Genomic DNA, 19901 nt, shown 5'->3' with positions numbered 1-19901 from the left:
CCCGCCACCGCCGCGGCCCATCGAAGGCCCGGCCCTTCCTCGCGGCGCAGGGCGTGGAGGCCGAGGGCGGCCGCCGTGGCCAGGACGAACCAGGCCAGGGAGCGGCCGTACCGGCCGCTCATGAAGTCGAGCGTCCCGAGGCGCTGGAGCCAGAGCGGGGCGGGGAACATGACCGCCGCGGCCCAGAGGGCGGCGGGCAGGAGGGCCCACCGGACGCATCGCCACGCGGGAGCCGCGGCGCCCGCCACCGCCAATCCGACGAGGAGGGGCGGCCAGAGCACCTCGCCCCCGATGACGAAGGGCGCGGAGGGGTGGTACGGGTAGGGCACGTTGGCCTCGAACCGGGGCGAGGTGACGTTCGCCAGATACTCCAGAAAGGGAATGAGCCAAAGGGCCGAGAGCCCCGCCGCCGCCGCGGGGAGGGCCGCCCAGCGCTTCCAGCCCGGTCCCCACCGGCGCTCCTGGCCCATTCGAACGGCCAGGTAGGCGAAGGCCCCGGCGGCGCCGAAAAAGGCCTCCTCCAGGTGGCCGCTGAGGGCCATGAGCGCCAGGAGAACGGGAATGCGGCGCCAGCCGGTTTCTTTCCGCACCCACCCTTCGGCGGCCTCGAAGACCCACGGGAACCAGGCGTAGGCCCACACGTTGGAGTAGATCGAGAAGCCGAGGGCGTAAGGGTTGAAAGCGAACAGAGCCGCCGCCACGGCCCGCGCCCAGGGCTCCGCGCCGAGCCTGCCCAGCCACCGGGCCGCCCCCCATCCCGCGAAGAGGAGCTGAGCCAGAATGCACGCCGAATACACCCAGGGCGTCGGACGGATCAGGAAGGGGAGAAAAAAGGGCGCGAAGGGCTGGCTCTGGCCGTTGGCGAGGAGGGGCGCGCCGAGGGAGGCGTAGGGGTTCCACAGGGGAAGTTCGCCCTCCCTCAGGGCCCGCGCCGCTTGCGCCTTCTGGGCGTAGAACAGGGTCACAGGTGCGGAGTCGAAGGTCGCCAAAAGGGGTCTGTTGGCGTTGAGGTCGATCCCTTCCAGCGTCGGATCTCCGGCGAATACGTGAAATGGCACCAAATGGAGACCCAAGGCCAAGGGCCAAGAGAAGACAACCGCCCCGACCACCAGTGTCGCAAACGTGATCAGGCGTCCGTTTGCGGAGGCAGGGTGCGGATGGGTCATGGATTGGACCCTTGCCCGATGTCCGCAGGACTTTCACCAATCCAGTACAGAAAAAGGCCCTGAGAAGCGGCTAGTTTCGGCAGCGAGAGGGGTTCCGAAGTAATCAAGAAGTTCAAACGGAGCGGAGCGTAGTGACCAGACAAGGCTCTCCATTCCTCCTCGCGCAGACGGAAGACCGAAGTCTCCTCGCCGCCTCGGCCATAGGGAATTTTCAAAGCGTCCATACGATTCATCCACTCTGCCCGGAAGGACCGATCGTACAGGGCGCCACAGAAGTCCTTTCTGGTCACGAAAGAGGCGCGGCCTGTCAGGACGCGGAAATCCGTCCAATCAGGAGGCACAACGACGGTGTCCCCTTTGGGGACGGCGGCTTGGACGGCTTCGGCCATGCGGCGCCGCGAGGCCTCCGACGCGCGGTTCGCCTGCGTTCGATGAACTGCCTGCTCCAGAGACGGGAACCATGCAGACAGAGCGGGACGCTTTCCCGACAGGTGCACCATGGGCTCGGTGGGGAAGAGGACGAGGGCCGTCAGGATTCCCAGCCAAAGAGCGCCGACACGAACCGCTGAGGCGCCTCCCACCCTTATTGGAGGCCGGCTGGCGATTCCTACTGTCGCGCAGGCCAGGATGGCGACCGGCAAACCGTTGGCTTCCCTGCAAAAGCCCATCGCGGGAAGCACGATCATCCAATACGCCTGAAGAAGAACGAGAAGACCCATCAGGACCCAAGCCAGACCTCCGATCCGATCCAGGGGACCCACCGGCGGACCCAAGGCTGGAGATTCTCTCAGAACGCACGCTGCCATAACGGCAAAGACAACAGCATGGGCGCCTACCGCACCCATGATCCAGGATGACAAGAGGTAGACCCCTGCCATCCGGATGCGGGCTTTCGGGCTCTCCAACCAGCGGGCGCCTTCCGCCGCCACAATGAGGGTGGTCACGAGGACCAACCAATAAAGCCCCCGAAGCAGGGACAGTTGCGGAAAGAGGGCCAGGTTCGACCAGGTTCCAGCAAGGCCCAGAACCGCCGAGAGCGCTGCCCCCGCCCCCATTGAAAAGACCCTGCGTTCGGCCTGCCCCATCGTTCCGCAACGCCACCTGCACAGGAAGGCCAGCCCGAAGATCCCCAGGTAGACCCCTGCTCCCAACCAAGTGGAAAAAGACCAGCCTTGCGGGAACAAATCGGGAAAAGTCGTCCAAAGCAATTCTCTGGTTTCTTCAGGAAACCGCATGAAGAGGTCATGCCGCGCGCCCAAGAACCGCGTGTACACAAGAAAGAGGAGCCCTGTGCCGGCGAAGAACAAAACGACTCGCCACGCATCCCTGACCTTGCGTTCCAGAAGGAGTGAGACTACGAGACCCGCCATGGGAGGCAGCACCGAGAGGACGTGGATGAAACAGCCCCCGGCCAAGACACTTGCTGCCAACCAATGCCTTCCTCGAACAAGAAGATAGAGCCCGGCCGCTGCGATCACGAAGCCCACGGATCGAGTCGTGAAATAGTCATCGAAGGTGTTGATCCCCGCTCCGGGGATTTCGTACGCGGGTAGCCACAACAAGACAGCCAGCCAGGCAATCTCGACCCGCCTCCACACCTCCATGGCCGTCCCGAACAAGAAGGCGAAGAGAACAAGAGTGCAGAGAAAATGCAGTCCAAAGAACATCGCCTTCAGCGAAAACCACTTTCCGGTGGCCGCCAGAAAGGGCCAGACCAGGGACTCCTTCGCCCAACTCGCAGCCAGGAGGTAATCTCCGGCAAAGAGACTAGGATCGATCCAGTGAAGAACGAAGGGCAGGTAGAGAGCCTGATCCTCCACCCCGAACCGATACCCCCTGACCAGAGTTGCGCACACCGCCGCGGCCGCTCCGGCCCAAAGCCACCAAGCCGATCCTCCCGATGATGTTCTCCCGGGACGGTCCGTCAACCTCGCCTCCTACGACGCCACGCCAAGACAGCCACAGCCATCCAACCGAAGAGGCTGATCGTAAGCCCGGCGTACACGGACCGGGGCCGGTAGAAGAACACAATTCGCGACTTTCCCTCAGGCACTTCGACGGCGCGGAAGGCCACGTTGGCCGGGTAGATCCGGGCGGAGGCGCCGTTCACTGTGGCCTTCCAGCCGGAGGCGTAAGTATCCAGCAGGACGAGGACCGCCGGCGATGGGGACGTGACGGCCAGCTCCACCCGGTCGTCCCGGTCGCAAATCCAATTTATGCTTTCAAAGGTGGCTTCCGTTGGCCCCGCCCTTCCACCCGACCACCCCTCCACCACGGCCATGCCGTGTAAGGCACCCGAGGATCGGAGCTTGGACCATTTCCGGAGGGAATCCTCCTCGTCCGAGGCCGGAACGATGCTCTGAACCAGGAACGCACGAGGGAGAGGCCGCTCCACAGGGATCCAGCGAAAACGGCCGGAGTTTCGGCCCTCGGATTGGGCGATCCGGTCCACGCCAAGCAGGCCCAGATCCCCCGGAGCGGCCCCATGAAACCGGAACCAAGTCGAAGCCGGTTCGGGTCGGGGGCCGGAGAGGGCCGTCTCGATGCGCATGTAGCGCCGCAGGACCAGAACATCTACCAGGCGGACATCTCGCGCTTTCCACAGGCTGGCCAGGTTGGGGGAGAGGTCGGGTGCACGCCAATAATCGGGCCCTCCTGCCCATATCCTCGCGTGGTTCTCCTCGGAACCCCCACCTCCCAAGCCTGGGAGCGACGAAGGGGGGCTACCCGCGCCGAAGGCATCGTAATAGCGAAATCCAGGCGAGTGGCACACGAGGGGGGAGACGGCCGCCACGGCCAAACCCAATGTGAGGACCCCCGCTTTGAGGCGCTCGGGCTTCAGCAATACGCCGGAGGCGAGCACCCCCATCAATACTCCCTGGAGAACGAGCACGTCGGGGCGAAGGAGGACGTGGACCATGGAGCCGTCCAGATAGGCCGCCCAGCAAAGCCCGGCAAAGGCCAGCCCTCCAAGCAAGAGCTGGCGCACGGACGCCCGCCGGTGCTCCCTTGCGGCTTCCCAAAGCTTGCCCGCTCCGATGGCGACGAGAGCCGACGTCGAAAACCAGAAGAGGCCTCGTGCGTAGAGTCCGGGGAGGATGCCCCCCAGGGTGAGGGGTCCCATAAGAAAGGACCAGGGAAGGGGACGAAACAGAATGAGAATGGAAAAAACGAGAAGAACCAGGACAGGCCAGAGCCTTCTCCCCGCTCCAGCGGCACTCCAACCCGCCAGCCCCACCACCGCAAGCCCCCAGAAGAGAGGGGCCACAAAGACCTCCGAACGGGGGTTTAGCACACTTTCCAAGGCGAGGCTTGCCCGAGTCCACCGTTCGGGGGTGGTCAATTTGTATGTAAAGGATTCGGACAGGTGGGCAAGCACGGGCAGGAGGTGAACGGCCGTAAGGATCCCTGCCAGGGCCACAGCGCCCGAGGCGCGAGCCACCCAAGCCCTTAGGGAGAGACGCCCGGACCTTTCGGACGCAACCCAGCACGCCATTGCGTACACGCCCGATCCGACCGCAAGAAGGAGAGCCTCCTCCGGATGGCCGCAGTAGACCGTCCCCGCAACCATGATCGACGGCAGCCACCATCTTCGATCCCTCGGGTCGAGGCACCGGTCCCAGGCCCAAAGAAGCCAACCGAACCACCAGGCCGCCCACACGTTGCTGAAAGTCAGGATGCGGAGGGTGTAGGGGTTGAAGGCCCACAGGACGGCGCCGAAGGCTCTCGGCCATGAGGCCAGGCCGAATCGCCCCAGCCAGAGGTAGCCTCCCCACCCGCACCAAAGGCTTCCCAAGAGCAGGCCGAGGGTATAGGTCCAGGGATCGGAGTGAACGTAAAACAACCAGAGGAAGGGGGAGAAGGGCAGCACCTGCCCTGAACCCAGGGCGGGCGTTCCGCATGCCACGTAGGGGTTCCACAGTGGTAGACGGCCGTCCCGAAGACAGGAACCGGCGAAGGCGGCGTTCGGGTAGTGGACGAGAATCGGCGCGTTGTCCTTGCCCGGGAAATTCCGGTGGATGGAAGGAGCCGCCCCTCCCTCCGGAATGCCCGTGACCCTCCCCGGCTCCCAGTGGAAGGAAGGGAGGGTTTTCCCGCCGGCCAAGAACGGAAGAAAGTACAGGACGGCCGCCGCCCCGATTAGGAGACAGAAGACGCCCCAGATCGTCCGACCGGACCTCACGTCTTTTTGACCCACCCGCTTCCTCTCTGGTTGCGAGTGCCTTCGCACTCCCATCTCATCCCCCGTCCCCGATTCGAGTATCATTATACGGACATTGCAGGAGCCATGGCCGAAAGCGAGGAATCGGGAGGTTGGCCACGAGCGGCGGAGAGCGAACTGTGAGGCAAGAAAGGACCCAACTGCCGGGCGAAGGCACGTCAGCGCGGGATTGGGGTCTTGCCGTTTTTCTGCTCCTCGCGGTCTGGCTTTATTTCTTCGCGCCCGTTTTTGTGTTCCGCCTGAATTACATGGGGTTCCACGTCCTTCCCGACCCGACCCTGCTCGGGCTCCCCGCGGAACAGCGCGCTCCCACCGCGATCACCCGATTCCCGAATCAAGACGCATCCCTCCTCTGGATTCACTGGCCTGCCTATCACTTTCTCGCGCAGGAATTCAACAAAGGCCGCTTTCCCCTCTGGAATCCCTCCGTCGGATGCGGTACCCCCGCCGTCGCTGACCCGCAAAGCAAGCCCTATGACGTATTCATGGCCCCCTTCTTCTACTCGCCATCCGCGAACACTTTCTGGATCGGCGTTTCCCTGAAGGCTCTGGCTGGTCTTCTGGGGCTTTTCCTCTTCTTCCGGTATGCAGGCGGGAGGCCCGTGCTGGCGGCGGCGTGGGCTTGCCTCTCCGCCTTCAACCCCTGGACCCTTCAAGCCATGTATCTTTCCAACGGCTGGGCCGATTGGTTCTTGGGGTGGGGCCTCTTCCTGGCGCACCGGGCGGCCAGGAGTGGACCTCCACACGCCTGGTGGCCTGCCCTGGGGTGCGCCTTCGCGGTCTTCTCCGGACATCCCGAGGAGGCACTCCTGGTTTCCGGAATCACCGCCCTCGCCTATGCCTGTTTTCTGCTTGAAACGGGCCTTCGGATCCCTTCGGTACTGGTGCGCCTGGGTCTCTTTTCGCTTTTCCTCGGAGGCCTCACGGCGGTTCACACCTTTCCCTTCCTGGCCGAATTGACCCGCTGGGACAGCTACAAAGTGTTCTGGAAAGGCATCGGAGGACTCTTCTACGCCGATCTGTTCAACCCCCGCTCGACCGCCTGGGTGCATCCGATCCTGTGGGGTCTTGCCTTCGCCGCTGTGGAGCGGAGGACCCGAGGATGGGTAGCGGGAGCGCTCCTCCTCCTGACGGGGGGGTTCGTCCAGTTTCAGGGGGGGCCGCTGGACATGGTCCGTGCGGCTGGGGCGCTGGGCGGCCAAATGGTGGCCCGATACGCTCAGATCCTCTTCTGGGCGGGCCTGCTTTGGCTGAGTTTCCAGGGAGCCCGGTTGATGATCGCCTCCCAGGCCAGTGAACGCTTTCGGAATGTCCGTGCCATCGCATACGGACTTCTCTTGTACTTTGGCGGATCCTGGGCCTTTTATGTGAACGGGTCCATCTTTTGGCCGGCGCTGTTTCCCCCCCTCCACTACCTGATCGCCGCCCAGTCCGCGCTGCTCTTGGGCGGCCTCGCACTCGCTCCCCGCGGGGCTTTCCTTCGAATAGTCTCCCTGACCTCCCTGGCGGCGATTCCCCTGGTTGTGCCGTTCACTCCGCACTCCTTCCTCTCGCCTCTTGAGCCGTCCGTGGATCCGCCGACGAGCGTCGCCTACCTTGCGAAACACGTGCCGGACCACGGTCGCTTCTCGGGGGCCACCTTCGAAGGAACTCGGTTCAACGCCCCCCTGAGCCCCAATCTCGCCCCCGTATGGGACCTCACGGACCTTCGGTCGAACGGACCGTACCGCACGCCCGCTCTCTTCAATCTCAATCTTGAGTGGGACAAATCGGAACCGTCCTGCACGGTGCTGGCGTTCAACCGCCCGAGCGCGGATTTCCTGCGCTGGGTTTCCGTCTCCCATCTGGCGGTTCCCCACGGGACCCCTCTCCGAAGAGGCTTTTTCCTGGCACAATCCGGCGAACCCCTCGATGTTTGGGGCGTGGAATCCCCCCTGCCGAGGGCCCGAATCCTCATGGACTGGGTGAACGTCGAGAGCCTTGACCAGGCCGGCGCTTTTTTCCGCAGGAGTCTCCTGGACGGATCCTCGGACAAAAGGGTGGCCGTGGAGGGAGGGCCTCCCCCGCCCCCCGCCCGTGGGGATTCGGCACCTTTCCTGACCTGGCTCCTCGACGAACCTGACCGGCTGCTGTTCCAGGCGCGAACGGAAGGAGATTCCCTGCTGGTCTTGTCCGACGCCTATCACCCTGGATGGAGGGTCTGGATCGACGGCGTGCCCTCCGAAATCCTGCGGTGCAACGGGGTCTTTCGTGCCGTGCAGCTCCCGCCAGGCGCCCACGAGGTTCTTTTCCGCTTCGAGAGCCCGGCGCACAGGGCGGGCGTGTGGACCGCCCTCCTTACACTTCTGATCGGGACGAGCCTCCTCGCGGTCCGCCGACTCCTCTCCTCTTCGGGCGGAGGGCGCGGGGCGGCCTAGGGTGGAGCCCGATCGGGCCGGCCGGAAAGGGCGGAGGGGTCGGTCAGAGCGTACAGAGTGAAGGTTCCAGCCCGGCCTTTGGCGGGCAGGTCATATGGGTGTTCGCTCCATACGTAACCCAACCGAATCGGCCGGTATTTTCGGGCCAGATCGAGGAGCTCCGTCCGGGACAGGGGCAGGGAGGTCTCCCTCGACCACCCTCCCCGCTCCCAACGCAAGCCTCGGATCGCCGTTATCCGAGCGTACCATTCCGCAGCATAACCGGAATCGAATTCCGAGGGGACTCCATCCTTGTAGGTCACGAACGAGGACCGAAGGGACTCCACCCGGAATCGCATCCAGTCCGGGGGCACCAGAACCGTGGCCTCCGGAGGTACCTCTCGCCTCGTCCACTCGGCCGCCCGCACCTCGATCTCTCGTTTCCTGCTTTCCGCGGCCAGGGCTACGACGTGGGAAGCGATGCGCCCGCCGTACCACCCCCGAACCTCCCTCGATTTCATCAGCAGGGCCACCACGGGCCGAGTGGGGGAGAGGAGGAGCATCGCACAAAAGCCCAGGGGGAGCAGGGCCGGGGCCCAACGATTGCCACCGACGAGTCTGCGCAGGCCCTCCAAGACGGTCAGCGCTCCGGCCAGAGCCGCGGCTAGGGGGGACCAGGACGGCAGCCAAGTCCATGGGTCCACGTTGGCCCAGAAGGCGGCTCCCTGAATGAAGAGAATGAGGGCCAGAAGACCGGTAAGAGCGGCCAACACTCGGATCTTGTCAGGCAGAAACCGCTCCCGGAGCCAGCGCCTCAGGTCGGATGCCCTTTCGTGTCCGACGACGAGAAGGCACGCGATGACTTGAGCGGCCGGGGTTCCTGTCATCCAAAGAAGGACCGCCCACATGGCCAGGAGCGCCCCGAGACGTCCACGCTTGGCCATCGGAATCACAGCGCCCGCAAAGAGAACCGCGCTAAGGAACACGAGGTAAAGCAAGCCTCTCGGAAGGCACAGCTGAACGAGGAGGACGATGAGCGACAGCCCGCCTGCGATGCCGAGGATCTCCGCCCCGGCAACCCCGGCGGCGACGCCCAGGATATTCCGGCGGTTCCCCTCCCCGGAATCGCGGAAGATTCGCGTGGAGACCAGAAGACCAAAAAAGGCCCAGACTAGAGCGATAGAAAGCCAGGTGTGGACGGACCAGTTCTGAGGAAAGATCTCCGTGGCGGTGCGCCGGGAGACGTCGAGCCAGGACCCGGAGTATCGAAACAGCAGATCGTGCCGGGCCCCGCTCCAAGTGGAGACGGCCCAAAGCACCACGGCTGGCCCCGCAGCGGCAGCCAGTGCCCAGGCGCCGGAGCGAAACCGCCTGGCCCAGGCGTGGGCCACCGCAACCCCGACGGCCACGGGCAGGATGCTGACAACGTGAAACAGCCCGCCCAGGAACAGCGAGACCACACACGTTCTCTGCGACGGACGGAGAAAACCGTCAAGAGCCAGCAGGCCGAAGACGGCCCCGATCATTCTCGTTGTGAAGTACTCGTCGAAGGAAAGGCACGTCACTCCCGGAATGGAATAGGCGGGTATCCACAGAAAGGCCGCGATCCACCCCGCCTCCTCGGAGGCCCAAAGCCGTCGGGCAATTCGGAAGGTGAGGAGAAGAACCGCGTAGTTGAGGACCGTGGTGAGGGAAAAGAAAATCGCTTCCAAGGGGAAGAACTTGGCCAGGCCCGTTATGGCAACCCAGGAGATCGACTCGCGCGCATACCCCAAGGTGAGTAGGTAGTCGTTTGGGAAAAGCGAGGGATCCAGCCAGTGGAGGACGAACGGAAGGTACAGGTTCTGATCCTCTTTTCCGAATTCGTACCCCCTCGCCAAAAAGGCCACGAGTGTGTACAGCCCCAAGGTCCCATGAAAGAGCACGACTTTTCTCCAATCGTGCGGGGGACGCATGAAGGTCTGTGAGGCCTGCCTCATGGTTCTTCATCTTACTTCAATCCATGGGGACGTTGTGGGGAGGAGTCCCCGAAGAGATAATGAACCCATACGCGCAGGAGGACCCTTGTCGGACCCCAGCGGGCGTTCCTCAGGCTCAGTGCCAACCGATCATCCAAGAACGTCCCTCCTCCTGGCCTCCGTCCTCCTGCTCCAGTTCCTGCCTCTCCTCTGGGGATGGCACGCCGTGCCCTTTCACCTGCTGGCCCCCGAATTCAGGGGCTCGACGGCCGGCGGGAGGGACCTGCCCGCGGCCCTCTCCCACCTGCCGGGCGACGACCCCACGGGAGTGATCCTGGACTACCCCGCCGCGTTCTATACCGCCCAGCGCCTGCGGGGAGGAGAGATTCCCTGGTGGAACCCCCTCACGGGGATGGGCAGGGCCTGGGTGGGAAACGGCCAGGTCCTCCCCTTCTCCCCTTTCCTCCTTCCTTTCCTCGTCCACCCGTCCCCTTTCACCTACACCCTCCAGTGGGTCCTGTTGGCGCTGGCCTGCCTTCTCGGCGCCCGGTGGTTTTTCAAGGAGGCCGGCCTGGACGAGACGCCCGCCCTCCTGGGCGCGCTCCTCTGGACCTTCAACCCCTTCACCTCGGCCTCCATGATCATGAGCTCCTCCTGGGCGTATTGGGCCTTTCCCGCCGCGGCGGCCGCGACCCTCCGGGCTCTGAACTCGGGCTCCCTCGCCGCCTGGTGCGCCGCGGCGGCGGGCCTGGCCCTCACGGCCCTCAGCGGACAGCCCGAGACGGCGTGGTTGCTCGCCTCGCTCGTCCCCCTCCACTTTCTTTTCGCGGGCCGCAACGGAATCGGCCGCGCCGGGGCCTGGGCGGGGCTCCTTCTCTGCGCCGTCCTCGCCCTCCTGCTCTCGGCCGCCCAATGGGGCCCTGTCCTCTCCACGCTGGGGCACGTCTCGTCCTACAAGACCGAGGGCCCGGACCGGGCCGTGGCCCTGGGACACCCGATCTCCGCCTTCTTCGATCCCTCCGGGCCCGTCTTTCTCCAGCCGCTCCTCTGGGCGGGGAGCCTTCTCGCCTTCGCACGGCGTCCCGCGCGCTGGGAGGCCCGCGCCGCGGCGGCGGGACTTCTCCTGCTCCTGGCCCATTCCGTCCCGGCCCTCGCCGGCGCCCTTCCCTTCCGCCTCCTGCGCCTGGGGGGCCTCATCCCACCCTTGCACGCTTCTGAACTCGCCGTCCTGCCGCTCACGGTCCTGGCCGTCTTTGGCCTTTCTTCGTTGTCGAGGGAGGAGGGGGAGCGCCCTGCGCGGGCCTGGAGGATGGGGGCCTTGCTCCTCTGGACCGCCCTGACGACCTGGAGCTTCCTCCGGCTCGTCCCTCCGGACGTTCGCACCTGGACCGGAGGCCTCTGGCTCGCGGCGATCCTCCTCCTCGGAGTGCCCCTCCTTTTCGGAACGCGGGAGCCGGCGGTCCGGCGCGCGCTCCTCGCGGCCCTCGCCGTGGCGGCCGCCCTGCTTCCCCTTGCCCTCTCGGGATTCCGCTACCCCTACTTTTCCTCCACGCCCGCCCCCCGGTGGGTCTTCCCCGCCGAAGACCGGAGCGCGAACGAACCCCCCTCCAGGATGTGGGCCCAGGCCAGCCCCACCACCGGGGCCCCCCTCCTCACCCCGAACCTCCACCTCCTGTCGGGCGTCTCGGACCTCCGCTCGGCCCAGGTCCTCAATCCGAAAGGGGCCCGGACCTTGGCCCACGCCTACGGGCTCGGGGGCCACCTTGGACATCTCCTTTACGGCTGGCAGAAGGCCGATCCCGCCCTCCTGAAGTTCCTCGGGGTGCGGTGGGCCGTGCTGGCGCCGGAGGCGAAGGGCGGTCCCCTGAGGACCGTCCTGCTCGAGCCAGGGCCACGGGCCTTTCTGGCGAGGGAGGTCCTCGCCGCGCCGGACGATCAGGCCGCGCGGGACGCCTTCGTGGCGCTTCTCCGGGAAGGCCGGGGCCACGAAGCGGCCGTCGTCCTGGCGGGCGATCAGGAGGGTCCGGCTTTCCCCGCCCCGGCGGGCCCCGCCGCCGGATCCCCGCGCGTGGAGTGGCGGGCCTGGGAACCCCACCGCCTGGCCCTGCGCGCGGTCCTTGCCGAGCGCGCCCTCCTGATCGTGCTGGAGGCCTTCGACGGCCGTTGGAAGGCGACGGTGGACGGGCGGGCCGTCCCCATCCGCCGCGCGGACCTCCTGTTCCGGGGAATTTATTTGGAGGCGGGCGCCCACGAGGTGGAAATGGCCTTCGACGCCCGCCTCCCCCGCGCGGCAGTCCTCGTTTCCACCCTCGCCTGGATGGCCCTCGGCGGGGCGGCCGTAGCGTTCCGGCTCCGCCGCCGACGCGATCAGGGCCCAAGGCGATAAAGCGTCATCCCTCCCGCCGCGCCGACCACGGGGAGCTCGTAGTCGTGCCGGCTCACCAGGTACTCCAGGCGGACGGAGGCATGCCCCCGGGCGAGGTCCCTCCACACCGCCTCCGGTAGCCTCTGGTCGGGCGTCCGGGTCCAGCGCCTTTCCCCCTCTTCGAAGGCCCTCACGAGGCGGACCCGGCGGAGCCACTCGGCGCAGTATGCGGCGTCGAATTCGGCGGGGGCTCCGTCCTTGTAGGTGACGAAAGGGCTTCGGAGGGAATCGAGCCGGAAGGTCATCCAATCGCAGGGAACGGCCACCGAGGCCCCCTCGGGCACGTGCCTCCGTACCAGGTCCCCCATGGCCCGAAGGGCCTCCCGGTCTTTCTCGGCCCGGGCCCCTTTCACGCGGGCGTGCGCCACGCGGGTGCCGTACATCCGTCCGAACCACGGCCGGTCGTGCAGGGCCATGGCGACGGGACGCGGAGGCACGAGGAGAAAGAAAAGGCCCAGTGCCGCGGGCAGGACCCGCGCCGCCCGGCCCCCTCGAAGCGAGGGCAGAAGAAGGGCCGCACCGGCCGCCACGGCCGCCAGGATCCCCGCCTGGAGCCAGGGCCGGCCGTCCGCGAAGAGGTTTCGTGGGTGGACGATGGGCAGGAAATCCACGAGGTGCCACAAGAGCACGAGGAGCAGGAGCGCCAGGAGGCCGCGCAGCAACCTACTGCGATCCCCGCGCACCCATCGCCACCCGTCGCCGGCCCGCAGGAGCCAGGGGACGGCCGCCGCGCAGGCGGTGGAGCATGCTTGGAGGGCGGCCGCCCCCGTGGCCCACCCGGCCGCCGCGAAGGCCCCCAGGCCGATGCCCCAAACCCGCCCGGTTCTGAGGAGTTCCGCCAGGGACCCGCTGAGGGTCAGGGCCAGGAGGAGGATCAGGAGCCACGTCCCCCGCAACAGGGAGAATTGAACCAGGAGGGCCACGCCCGCCGCCGAGCCCGCCACGCCGGCGGCGGCCGCCAACAGGGCTCCCGAGGCCACCAGGAGCCCCTCCCGTTCCGCGGGCGTCGCCCTGCCGCCCAGGAATCGAACGGCGGCGAGGCCGCCAAAGCAGGCGAGCAGGAAGATCAGGCGCCGCCACTCGACGGCGGGCCAGAGCAGAGGGAACAACTCCGCGTCCACCTGGCGGACCACCTCCAGCCATTCTCCTGAGTAGAGGCCGAGGAGCGCGTGGGGGCGTCCCGCCCCCGCGCCGAAGGCCCAGAGGAGGCCTCCCGCCGCGCCCAGGGCTCCCGTCACCTGCGCCGCGGGCCGCCAGCGGCCCCTCACCCCGTGCGCTAGGACCAGCCCGGCGGCCACTGGGACCGCCGTGACGAGGTGGACGAGGCCGCCCCCCAGCACCCAGAGGGCCGAGGCTCCGTTCCGGCGCCGGAAAAAGGCCTCCAGCGCCGCCAGCGCGAAGACGCCCCCCAGAATTCGCGTGGTGAGGTACGCGTCGAAGGTCGTGTTGGCCACGCCGGGAACGGTATAGGCCGGGATCCAGAGGAAGACCGCGATCCAGGCCGCCGCCCCGTCGTCCCACCAGGCACGGGCCAGGCGGTGCACGAAGAACAAGGTGGCGTAGCTGGCCGCAAGGTACGTACCCAGAAACACCGCCTCCAGGGACGCGAGGCGCCCGAGCGCCGAAAGGAGCACCCAGACCACCGACTCGCGCGCGAAGCCCTGGGTCAGGAGGAGGTCGGCCGGAAACAGGGACGGATCGTTCCACTTCAGCAGGAAGGGCAGGTAGAGGTTCTGGTCCTCCACCCCGTAGCCGTACCCCCTCGCCGCCACCGCCAGGAGGGTGCAGGCCGCGAGGCCCGCGTGACGGAGCCAGGGAACCCCTCGGAGGAAGGGCGTGCCCCGTTTCCCCTCGACCCGCTCCGCCCCTCCGCCGGCCACGGCGCCCGCGCTCCGGTCAGGTGCGCCCGGGGGCCGGGCGGCCCTGGGGCACGGCGAGGAGGATGAACTGGTAAGCGAAGAGGGAAGGCCAGAGGCGGGCGGCGCCGTAATACCCGTACTCCACTCCCCTCCAGAAGACGCGGGCGGCGCGGCTCTTTCCGGCGAAGAGTTCGAAGGGGATGGGTGTCACCTTCTGCCTGAGAATGCGGTAGCCCTGGGACTCCAGCAGGCGCCGGAAGGTCCGGCGCGTGTACAGGCGCACGTGGCTCCCGTCGAGGATGCCCCGCTCCCGGTACGTGAAGCGGCCGAAGAGAAGGCCGAGGCGCACGGTGAAGTGGGCCACGTTCCCCGTGGAGGCGATGACCACTCCCCGCTCGGCCAGCAGGTCCTTGGCCTGGGAGAGCAAGGCCGGCGCCGTTCTGAGGTGTTCGAGGACGTCGGCGAGCACGATGCAGTCGTAACGCCCCGCCTCCGCGGGCGGGGGCAGGCCCTCCAGGTCCAGGTCCCTCACCCAGAGCCGCTCGTAGGGCTGCGCTTCGGCGCCCTCCAGGGGACGGTCGTTGATCCCTGAGACGGCGCACCCCTTCTCCCTCAGTTTGGCGGCGTAGCTTCCCTCGGCGCCCACATCCAGGACCCGCGCGCCCGCCGGGACCATGCGGCTCACGCGCATGTGGCTCGACAGGGGGCTGGTCTTGGCCGGGTAGCGCCGGGAGGCCTCCTCCCCGATCCAGGGACAGCTCAAAAGGCCCAGGGAAAAGAGCTTGTACCGGAGAACGGCCGCCGCCACGTCCCGGGCGTACCGCATCCCGTTCACGTAGCAGATCTCCCCGCCGTAATAGGTGGGGATGGGGATCTCCACGATCTCCTGGCCCTGATGGAGGAGCTCCACGATGATCTGGGTGTCGAAGTGGAAGTCGTCCGTGTAGGCCGGGTAGTGCAGGCGGCTGAGCGCCTCCACGGCGTACATCCGGTACCCCGAATGGAACTCCGACAGGCGGCTTCCCAGGAGGGCGTTTTCGTACGCCGTGAGGAGGCGGTTGCCCACGTACTTGTACAGGGGCATCCCGCCCCGGCGCGCCTGCCCCGGGGCCATCATCCTCGAACCGAAGACCGCCGCGGGGCGGCGCTCCCGCGCCACCCTCAAGAACTCCGGGATCATCTCCGGGGCGTACTGTCCGTCCCCGTGGAGGAGGATCACATAGTCGAAGCCCCGCTCCCGGGCGTAGTCGTAGCCCCTCTTCTGGTTCCCGCCGTACCCGAGGTTCATGGGATTCCGGTAGATTTTCAGCTTCTCGCGGCCCCGGGAGGCCCGGTACCCCTCGCCGAGGAGGGCCGTATCGTCCGTGCTCGCGTCGTCGAAGACGTAGACCTCTTCGAGACGATCCCATGCCTCGGGCGGGATCCGGTCCAGGACCCGGGCGAGGGTCGTCACGGCGTTGTAGGCCACGACGAAGACGGCGAAGCGCAGGGGGGAGCCCCCGTTCGTCCCGGCCCCTTGGCGCGCGTCCTCTCCCATGGCGGTCCCTCTCGGCCCCATTCTAGCCGAAATCCCGGCCCGCGGAGGCGCCGAAACGCGAAGCGGCCGCCGGTTTCCCGGCGGCCGCGAGGACCTCGAACGAGGTGGGGGTTCTTACGGAGTGCTGGGGGAGGCCGGCGTAGGAGCCGCGGCGTCCTGCCCGCCCACGCCCGTGTTCACGTGGGTCGTGGTGGCCCCGGGGACGCGCCCCTGGGGGTTGTAAGTCCGGAAGAAATCGCGGTGCTGGCCCAGGACCGCCTGGGCCTTTCCCCAGGTGACGGGATCCTCGGGCTGGGTGGTGAAAAAGTTGAGGCCCATGCGGCGCAGGAGGTGGGCCAGGTCGCCCTCCTTCAGCACGGCGCCCGCGTTCCAGAAGCCCGTCAGAGGGGAGATTCCGCCCTGACCGAGATACTGGGTGGCGCTGGCGGGGGTCCAACCGCCCTGGGGGGCGGGCTTTCCGAGGGCGCTTGCAAGAAGCACGGCGAAATCGCCCTGGGTGATGGGATCCTCCGCGTTGGCGGCGAAGGCCGAGAGAGCAAAAAGGCAGAGGGCCAAACCGGCCACCACGATCAGGACCTTGCGCATGACACGTCCTCCTGTTCCTGCAATATAAGGGGTGGCCGCTTTCAAGTCAACCACCGCAACCCCGTCTCTTTGTATCACTTCCACCCGCCCGGGGGTCGGTCCGGCGGGCCTCCTCCTTGCGGGAGGCGCCGCCCGAGCCCCCTCACACCGACTTGCTCCGGAATATCTCGCCCCACGCTCCGGCCTTGCCCATGATCCAGGGGATCTTCTTGGGCTCCTTGCCGGTCTCGTAGTAGTAGTGGCTGTAGTAGTAGTTCTCATAGTAACTGCCCGACTTGGGATCCACGTCGTTGAGGACCACTCCCGCCACGGGGATCTGGTGGCGCCGCAGGGTCAGGACGGTGCGCTCCAGCATGGGACGCAGGGTCTTCTTGTAGCGGGCCACGAGGAGGGCGAAGTCGGTCATGGCGCCGAGGATCTGCGCGTCGGCCAAACTCAGGGCCGGCGGCGAGTCCAGGATCACCCAGTCGTACTCCTTCCTCAGGCGCTCCAACAGGTCGTGGAAGCGCTTCATGGAGAAGAGTTCGGGAGGGTTGGGCGGGATGGGGCCCGAGGCCAGCACCCAGAGGTTCGGGTGGGGGCCCTGGACCACGAACTCCTCGAGGGTGGCCCCCTTCTCGGCGAGGTAGAGGGTCAGGCCCTTCTTGCCCGCGAGGTTGTTGAGGGTCCGGTTCACCTGGGGGCGCCTCAAGTCGCAGTCCATGAGGAACACGCGGTCCCCCGTGGCGGCGAGGGTCCTCGCCAGGTTCACGGCCACCGTGGTCTTGCCCTCCTTGGGCCCCGCTGAGGTCACCAGGAGGAGGTTCTTCTGCTGGTTCTCGCTCGCGAAGATGAGGGCCGTCCGGAGGGTCTGGAAGGCCTCCACCACGGCCCGGTCGGTGCCGTTGCCCATGGTGGGCACGAGGGTGAGGAGGTTGAGGCCCAGCCGAGCCTCCAGCACGTCCACGTCCTTCACGGACGTGTCCAGGTACTGGTAGGCCACCACGGACCCCGCCGAGAGCATGAGGCCGAGCATGAGCCCCAGGAGCAGGTTCATGGCCTTGCGGGGACGCACCGGCGCCGTGGGCGGGAGGGCGGCGTTCACCAGGCGCACGTTGCTCGAGAGGAGGGCCGAGCTGACATTCAGCTCCTTCATCTTGTCGTAGAGGAGGTCCATGTACTTCTTGATGGCCGCCCCGCTGGTGGTCAGGGCCTCGCCCCGAGAGGCCCCCTCCACGAACTGCAGGCCCTGGCGCTTGACGCCCTCCAGTTCGGCGGTGAGGTTGGCCTTCTCGGAGTAGAGCGCGCCCAGCTGGGCCTGGTAGCTCTCCAGAATGGCCTGTCCCTGGCGGGAGAGGCGGGTCTTGAGCGCCTTGACCTCCGGGTGCTGGGGTGTGTACTTGACCGAGAGGCGGCTCAATTCCCGCGCCATCTCGTTGTAGAGCCTGGTCATCTCCTGCACGCCCGGATCGCCGAGGGTGGAGGGGAGGCTGGCGGCGTCTTCGCCCCGCGCGAGGGAGCGGCGGATCTGCCCCACCACGGCGCTCGTTTCGCTCTCGCGGACGGCCACCTCGTTGAGCTTGAGTTCGAGGGCCTCGATACGCTTGTCGAGGATCTCCTTCTGGTTCTCCGGGAAGTAGGAGCCCGAGGCCTGCAGGGTGGAGGCGACGAGCCCCTGCTGGCGCACGTACTCCTCCTGCATCTTCCGGGCCTCCTCGAGCATGGCCTCGTTGGCCCGGCGGATGACCTCCAGGGCGTCCCTCAGGGTCTTGTCCCGGTAGACCTCGGCCACCATGTTGGCCCACTTGGCCACGTCCTCCTTGTAGGGGCCGCTCACGGTGATCTTGAAGAGGGCGCTGTCCCGCACCGTCTCCACCTTGGTCATGGCCGCCAGAGCCCTCCAGGCTTCGGAGGGGTTCTCCATCTCCCGAAAGCCCGGGTGGGTGGCCAGCTTCAGGCGGTCGGCCGCGTCCTGCATGACGGCCTGGCTCCGGATGATCTCCGCCTGGGAGTTGTAGAACTTCTCCTCCTCCATCCAGGAGGTGGCGCCCGTGGGGTTGTAGGTGTTCAGCGGCGTCCGGCTGTAGGACTGGACGTAGATCGTCGCCGTGGCCGAGTAGATGGGGCGGGCGAGAAAGCTGTACAACCCCGCGGCGAGGACGGCGGCGGCCGTGATCCCCGCGATCCACCAGCGGTGCTCCCAGAAGAGCTGGACCCACTTCAGGAGGTCGAACTCCTGTGGCTCGGGCGACTCCTGAAGGATGGGGTTCCCGGTATCGCTTCCTGGCATCTCTCGCTCCGCTCTCCTGCTCCCGGCGCCTCACCGACCCTTGCGCGGCGCTTCCCGCCGGCCGTCCAAGCCCAACTCTTAGAAGAACTTCCTTTCCTTGACCACCACGTGGTCGTTGGGAAGGAGCGGCAGGTCCTCCAGGCGGCCCTTCTCAATCTCGGACACATCCACCTGAAGGACCCGCGGGGCGCTGTCGGGGGTCTCCCTGAGGACGTCCACTCGGTCCTTCTTGGCCCACTGGGTGAACCCTCCGGCGAGGGTGATGGCCCGAAGGAGGGTGATGTCCCGGTTGTAGGGGAACGACCCGGGGTTCTTGACTTCGCCCGAGACGTACACCGATTTGATGGCCTGCACGTTGATCACATCCTGGTCCAGCACGTAGATGTTGCCCTTCTCGCTGGAGGCCCCGAGGAGCTCCTCGCGGGGGAAGACCCGGGTGTGCAGTTTTCCCGTGGAATCCCGGCGGGAAATCTCCACGTCCCCCGATTTGCTCGTGTATCCGCCCGCCTGGCTCACGGCGTCGAGGACCTTGAGGGCGCCCTTGAGGGGCACGCGCCCCGGGTTGCCCACCTCTCCGAGGACGTTCACGTAGCGGCTCCCGTACTCGATGAGCTGGAGGTTCACCTGCGGCGCCTTCACGAACTGCCCCAGCAGGCCCTCGAGCCGCGTCTGGAGCTGGTTGACCGACAGGCCCTGCACCTCCACCTTGTCGAGGACCGGCAAGGTGATGGCGCCCGAGGGGTCCACCACCACGGTCTGGTTCATGTCCTGCTCGTTGTAGACCGTGATCTGGATCTTGTCCCCCGGACCCAGCGGGTAAGCGGGCGGCGTGGTGGTGGCGAAGACGTCCGCGGGGCTCCCCGGGTCCGCGCCCGTGGTCCAGCGAAACAGGAGCCCCTGGGGGAGCCAGGTCAGCGTCGGCCCCGACCCCGCGGGAAGCTCCACGGAGATCCCCTCGCGAACCCGGTGGACGAAGGGCTCCAGCCCGGCGGCCACGGTGACGGCCCCTTCCGCCCGGACCACCCATCGCTGGACGGCTCCAGCGGACCCTCCCGTGACGGTGAGGCTTCCCGGCGCCTCGCACCGGATTTCACCGGCCCTGCCCGTCACGCGAAGATCCCCCGCGCTCGAGGCCAGAACCCCGGTGCCGAGCCATGCCGCCAGAACCGCCCCCGCCATCCTTGCGGCGGCCATACCACGACGAGGATTTCCCAGGTTTTCCTTCATGGACCTTTCCGGTTTCTCAATGCGGCGGATCCTCTTTGAGCGACAAACCCGCCGGCGTTTCTCAAGTATACCCCTCGCCTGTCTCGATGTCTAACGTTCCCGCACCCTTCCCCATTCCCCCGTCAGGTACGTTGCCGTTCCGCGTCTCCCGTCCTGGGGGAGGCGTCGCCTGACGCCGATCTTCTCCCTCGTAGGCCTCCACTGTAGCGGCCCTTGCTTGCAAGGGCCGGCCTTTCGGCCGATGCGAGCATCGGCCG

Annotated in this window: 11 protein-coding genes; 2 read left to right on the top strand and 9 right to left on the bottom strand. The window is 66.9% G+C overall.

Annotated features, from left to right (window positions below):
* From AB1824_10165 to AB1824_10155, 3 genes are all read right to left on the bottom strand, one after another.
* Nucleotides 1-1058 (bottom strand): hypothetical protein (locus AB1824_10165; protein ID MEW5765330.1); only part of this gene is annotated, 1058 nt, incomplete at its 3' end.
* Between the two features lie 104 nt (nt 1059-1162).
* Nucleotides 1163-3094, bottom strand: a complete 1932-nt coding sequence (locus AB1824_10160; protein MEW5765329.1) for a DUF6798 domain-containing protein — start codon at nt 3092-3094, stop codon at nt 1163-1165.
* On the bottom strand, nt 3091-5364 hold the full coding sequence (locus AB1824_10155; protein MEW5765328.1) for a YfhO family protein: 2274 nt from the start codon (nt 5362-5364) through the stop codon (nt 3091-3093). Before AB1824_10155 ends, AB1824_10160 begins: the two co-directional genes overlap by 4 nt.
* A 143-nt stretch (nt 5365-5507) precedes the next feature.
* Between AB1824_10155 and AB1824_10150 the strand changes: the two genes are divergently transcribed.
* Nucleotides 5508-7805 (top strand): YfhO family protein, encoded by a 2298-nt coding sequence (locus AB1824_10150; protein MEW5765327.1) that lies wholly within the window; start codon nt 5508-5510, stop codon nt 7803-7805.
* Here AB1824_10150 and AB1824_10145 read toward each other — a convergent pair.
* On the bottom strand, nt 7802-9763 hold the full coding sequence (locus tag AB1824_10145) for a DUF6798 domain-containing protein (protein MEW5765326.1): 1962 nt from the start codon (nt 9761-9763) through the stop codon (nt 7802-7804). The genes AB1824_10150 and AB1824_10145 overlap by 4 nt on opposite strands.
* A gap of 85 nt (nt 9764-9848) precedes the next feature.
* Between AB1824_10145 and AB1824_10140 the strand changes: the two genes are divergently transcribed.
* Nucleotides 9849-12128: a hypothetical protein gene (locus AB1824_10140; protein ID MEW5765325.1), complete on the top strand. Its 2280-nt coding sequence runs from the start codon at nt 9849-9851 to the stop codon at nt 12126-12128.
* Here AB1824_10140 and AB1824_10135 read toward each other — a convergent pair.
* The 5 genes from AB1824_10135 to AB1824_10115 all read right to left on the bottom strand — a co-directional run bounded on the left by AB1824_10135 (nt 12110) and on the right by AB1824_10115 (nt 19611).
* Nucleotides 12110-14047 carry a DUF6798 domain-containing protein gene (locus tag AB1824_10135; GenBank protein MEW5765324.1) on the bottom strand — a complete coding sequence of 646 codons (1938 nt, stop codon included), beginning with the start codon at nt 14045-14047 and terminating at the stop codon, nt 12110-12112. The genes AB1824_10140 and AB1824_10135 overlap by 19 nt on opposite strands.
* Nucleotides 14048-14063: 16 nt before the next feature.
* Nucleotides 14064-15563, bottom strand: a complete 1500-nt coding sequence (locus AB1824_10130) for a bifunctional glycosyltransferase/class I SAM-dependent methyltransferase (GenBank protein MEW5765323.1) — start codon at nt 15561-15563, stop codon at nt 14064-14066.
* A 114-nt stretch (nt 15564-15677) separates the two neighbouring features.
* On the bottom strand, nt 15678-16148 hold the full coding sequence (locus AB1824_10125) for a hypothetical protein (protein ID MEW5765322.1): 471 nt from the start codon (nt 16146-16148) through the stop codon (nt 15678-15680).
* Between the two features lie 142 nt (nt 16149-16290).
* A complete protein-coding gene (locus AB1824_10120) occupies nt 16291-18417 on the bottom strand; it encodes a polysaccharide biosynthesis tyrosine autokinase (protein MEW5765321.1) in 2127 nt (708 codons plus the stop codon).
* Between the two features lie 78 nt (nt 18418-18495).
* Nucleotides 18496-19611 (bottom strand): polysaccharide biosynthesis/export family protein, encoded by a 1116-nt coding sequence (locus tag AB1824_10115; protein MEW5765320.1) that lies wholly within the window; start codon nt 19609-19611, stop codon nt 18496-18498.
* Nucleotides 19612-19901: the final 290 nt, after the last annotated feature.

This window comes from Acidobacteriota bacterium (assembly GCA_040752915.1).
Lineage (GTDB): Bacteria > Acidobacteriota > UBA4820 > UBA4820 > DSQY01 > JBFLVU01.
This window is presented reverse-complemented; position numbering and strand designations above follow the sequence as displayed.

Excerpts from the sequence above, each read along its gene's own strand:
- AB1824_10130 (MEW5765323.1), bottom strand. The coding sequence starts at position 15,563 with ATGGGAGAGGACGCGCGCCAAGGGGCCGGGACGAACGGGGGCTCCCCC.
- AB1824_10115 (MEW5765320.1), bottom strand. The coding sequence starts at position 19,611 with ATGGCCGCCGCAAGGATGGCGGGGGCGGTTCTGGCGGCATGGCTCGGC.
- AB1824_10125 (MEW5765322.1), bottom strand. The coding sequence starts at position 16,148 with ATGCGCAAGGTCCTGATCGTGGTGGCCGGTTTGGCCCTCTGCCTTTTT.
- AB1824_10120 (MEW5765321.1), bottom strand. The coding sequence starts at position 18,417 with ATGCCAGGAAGCGATACCGGGAACCCCATCCTTCAGGAGTCGCCCGAG.
- AB1824_10145 (MEW5765326.1), bottom strand. The coding sequence starts at position 9,763 with ATGAGGCAGGCCTCACAGACCTTCATGCGTCCCCCGCACGATTGGAGA.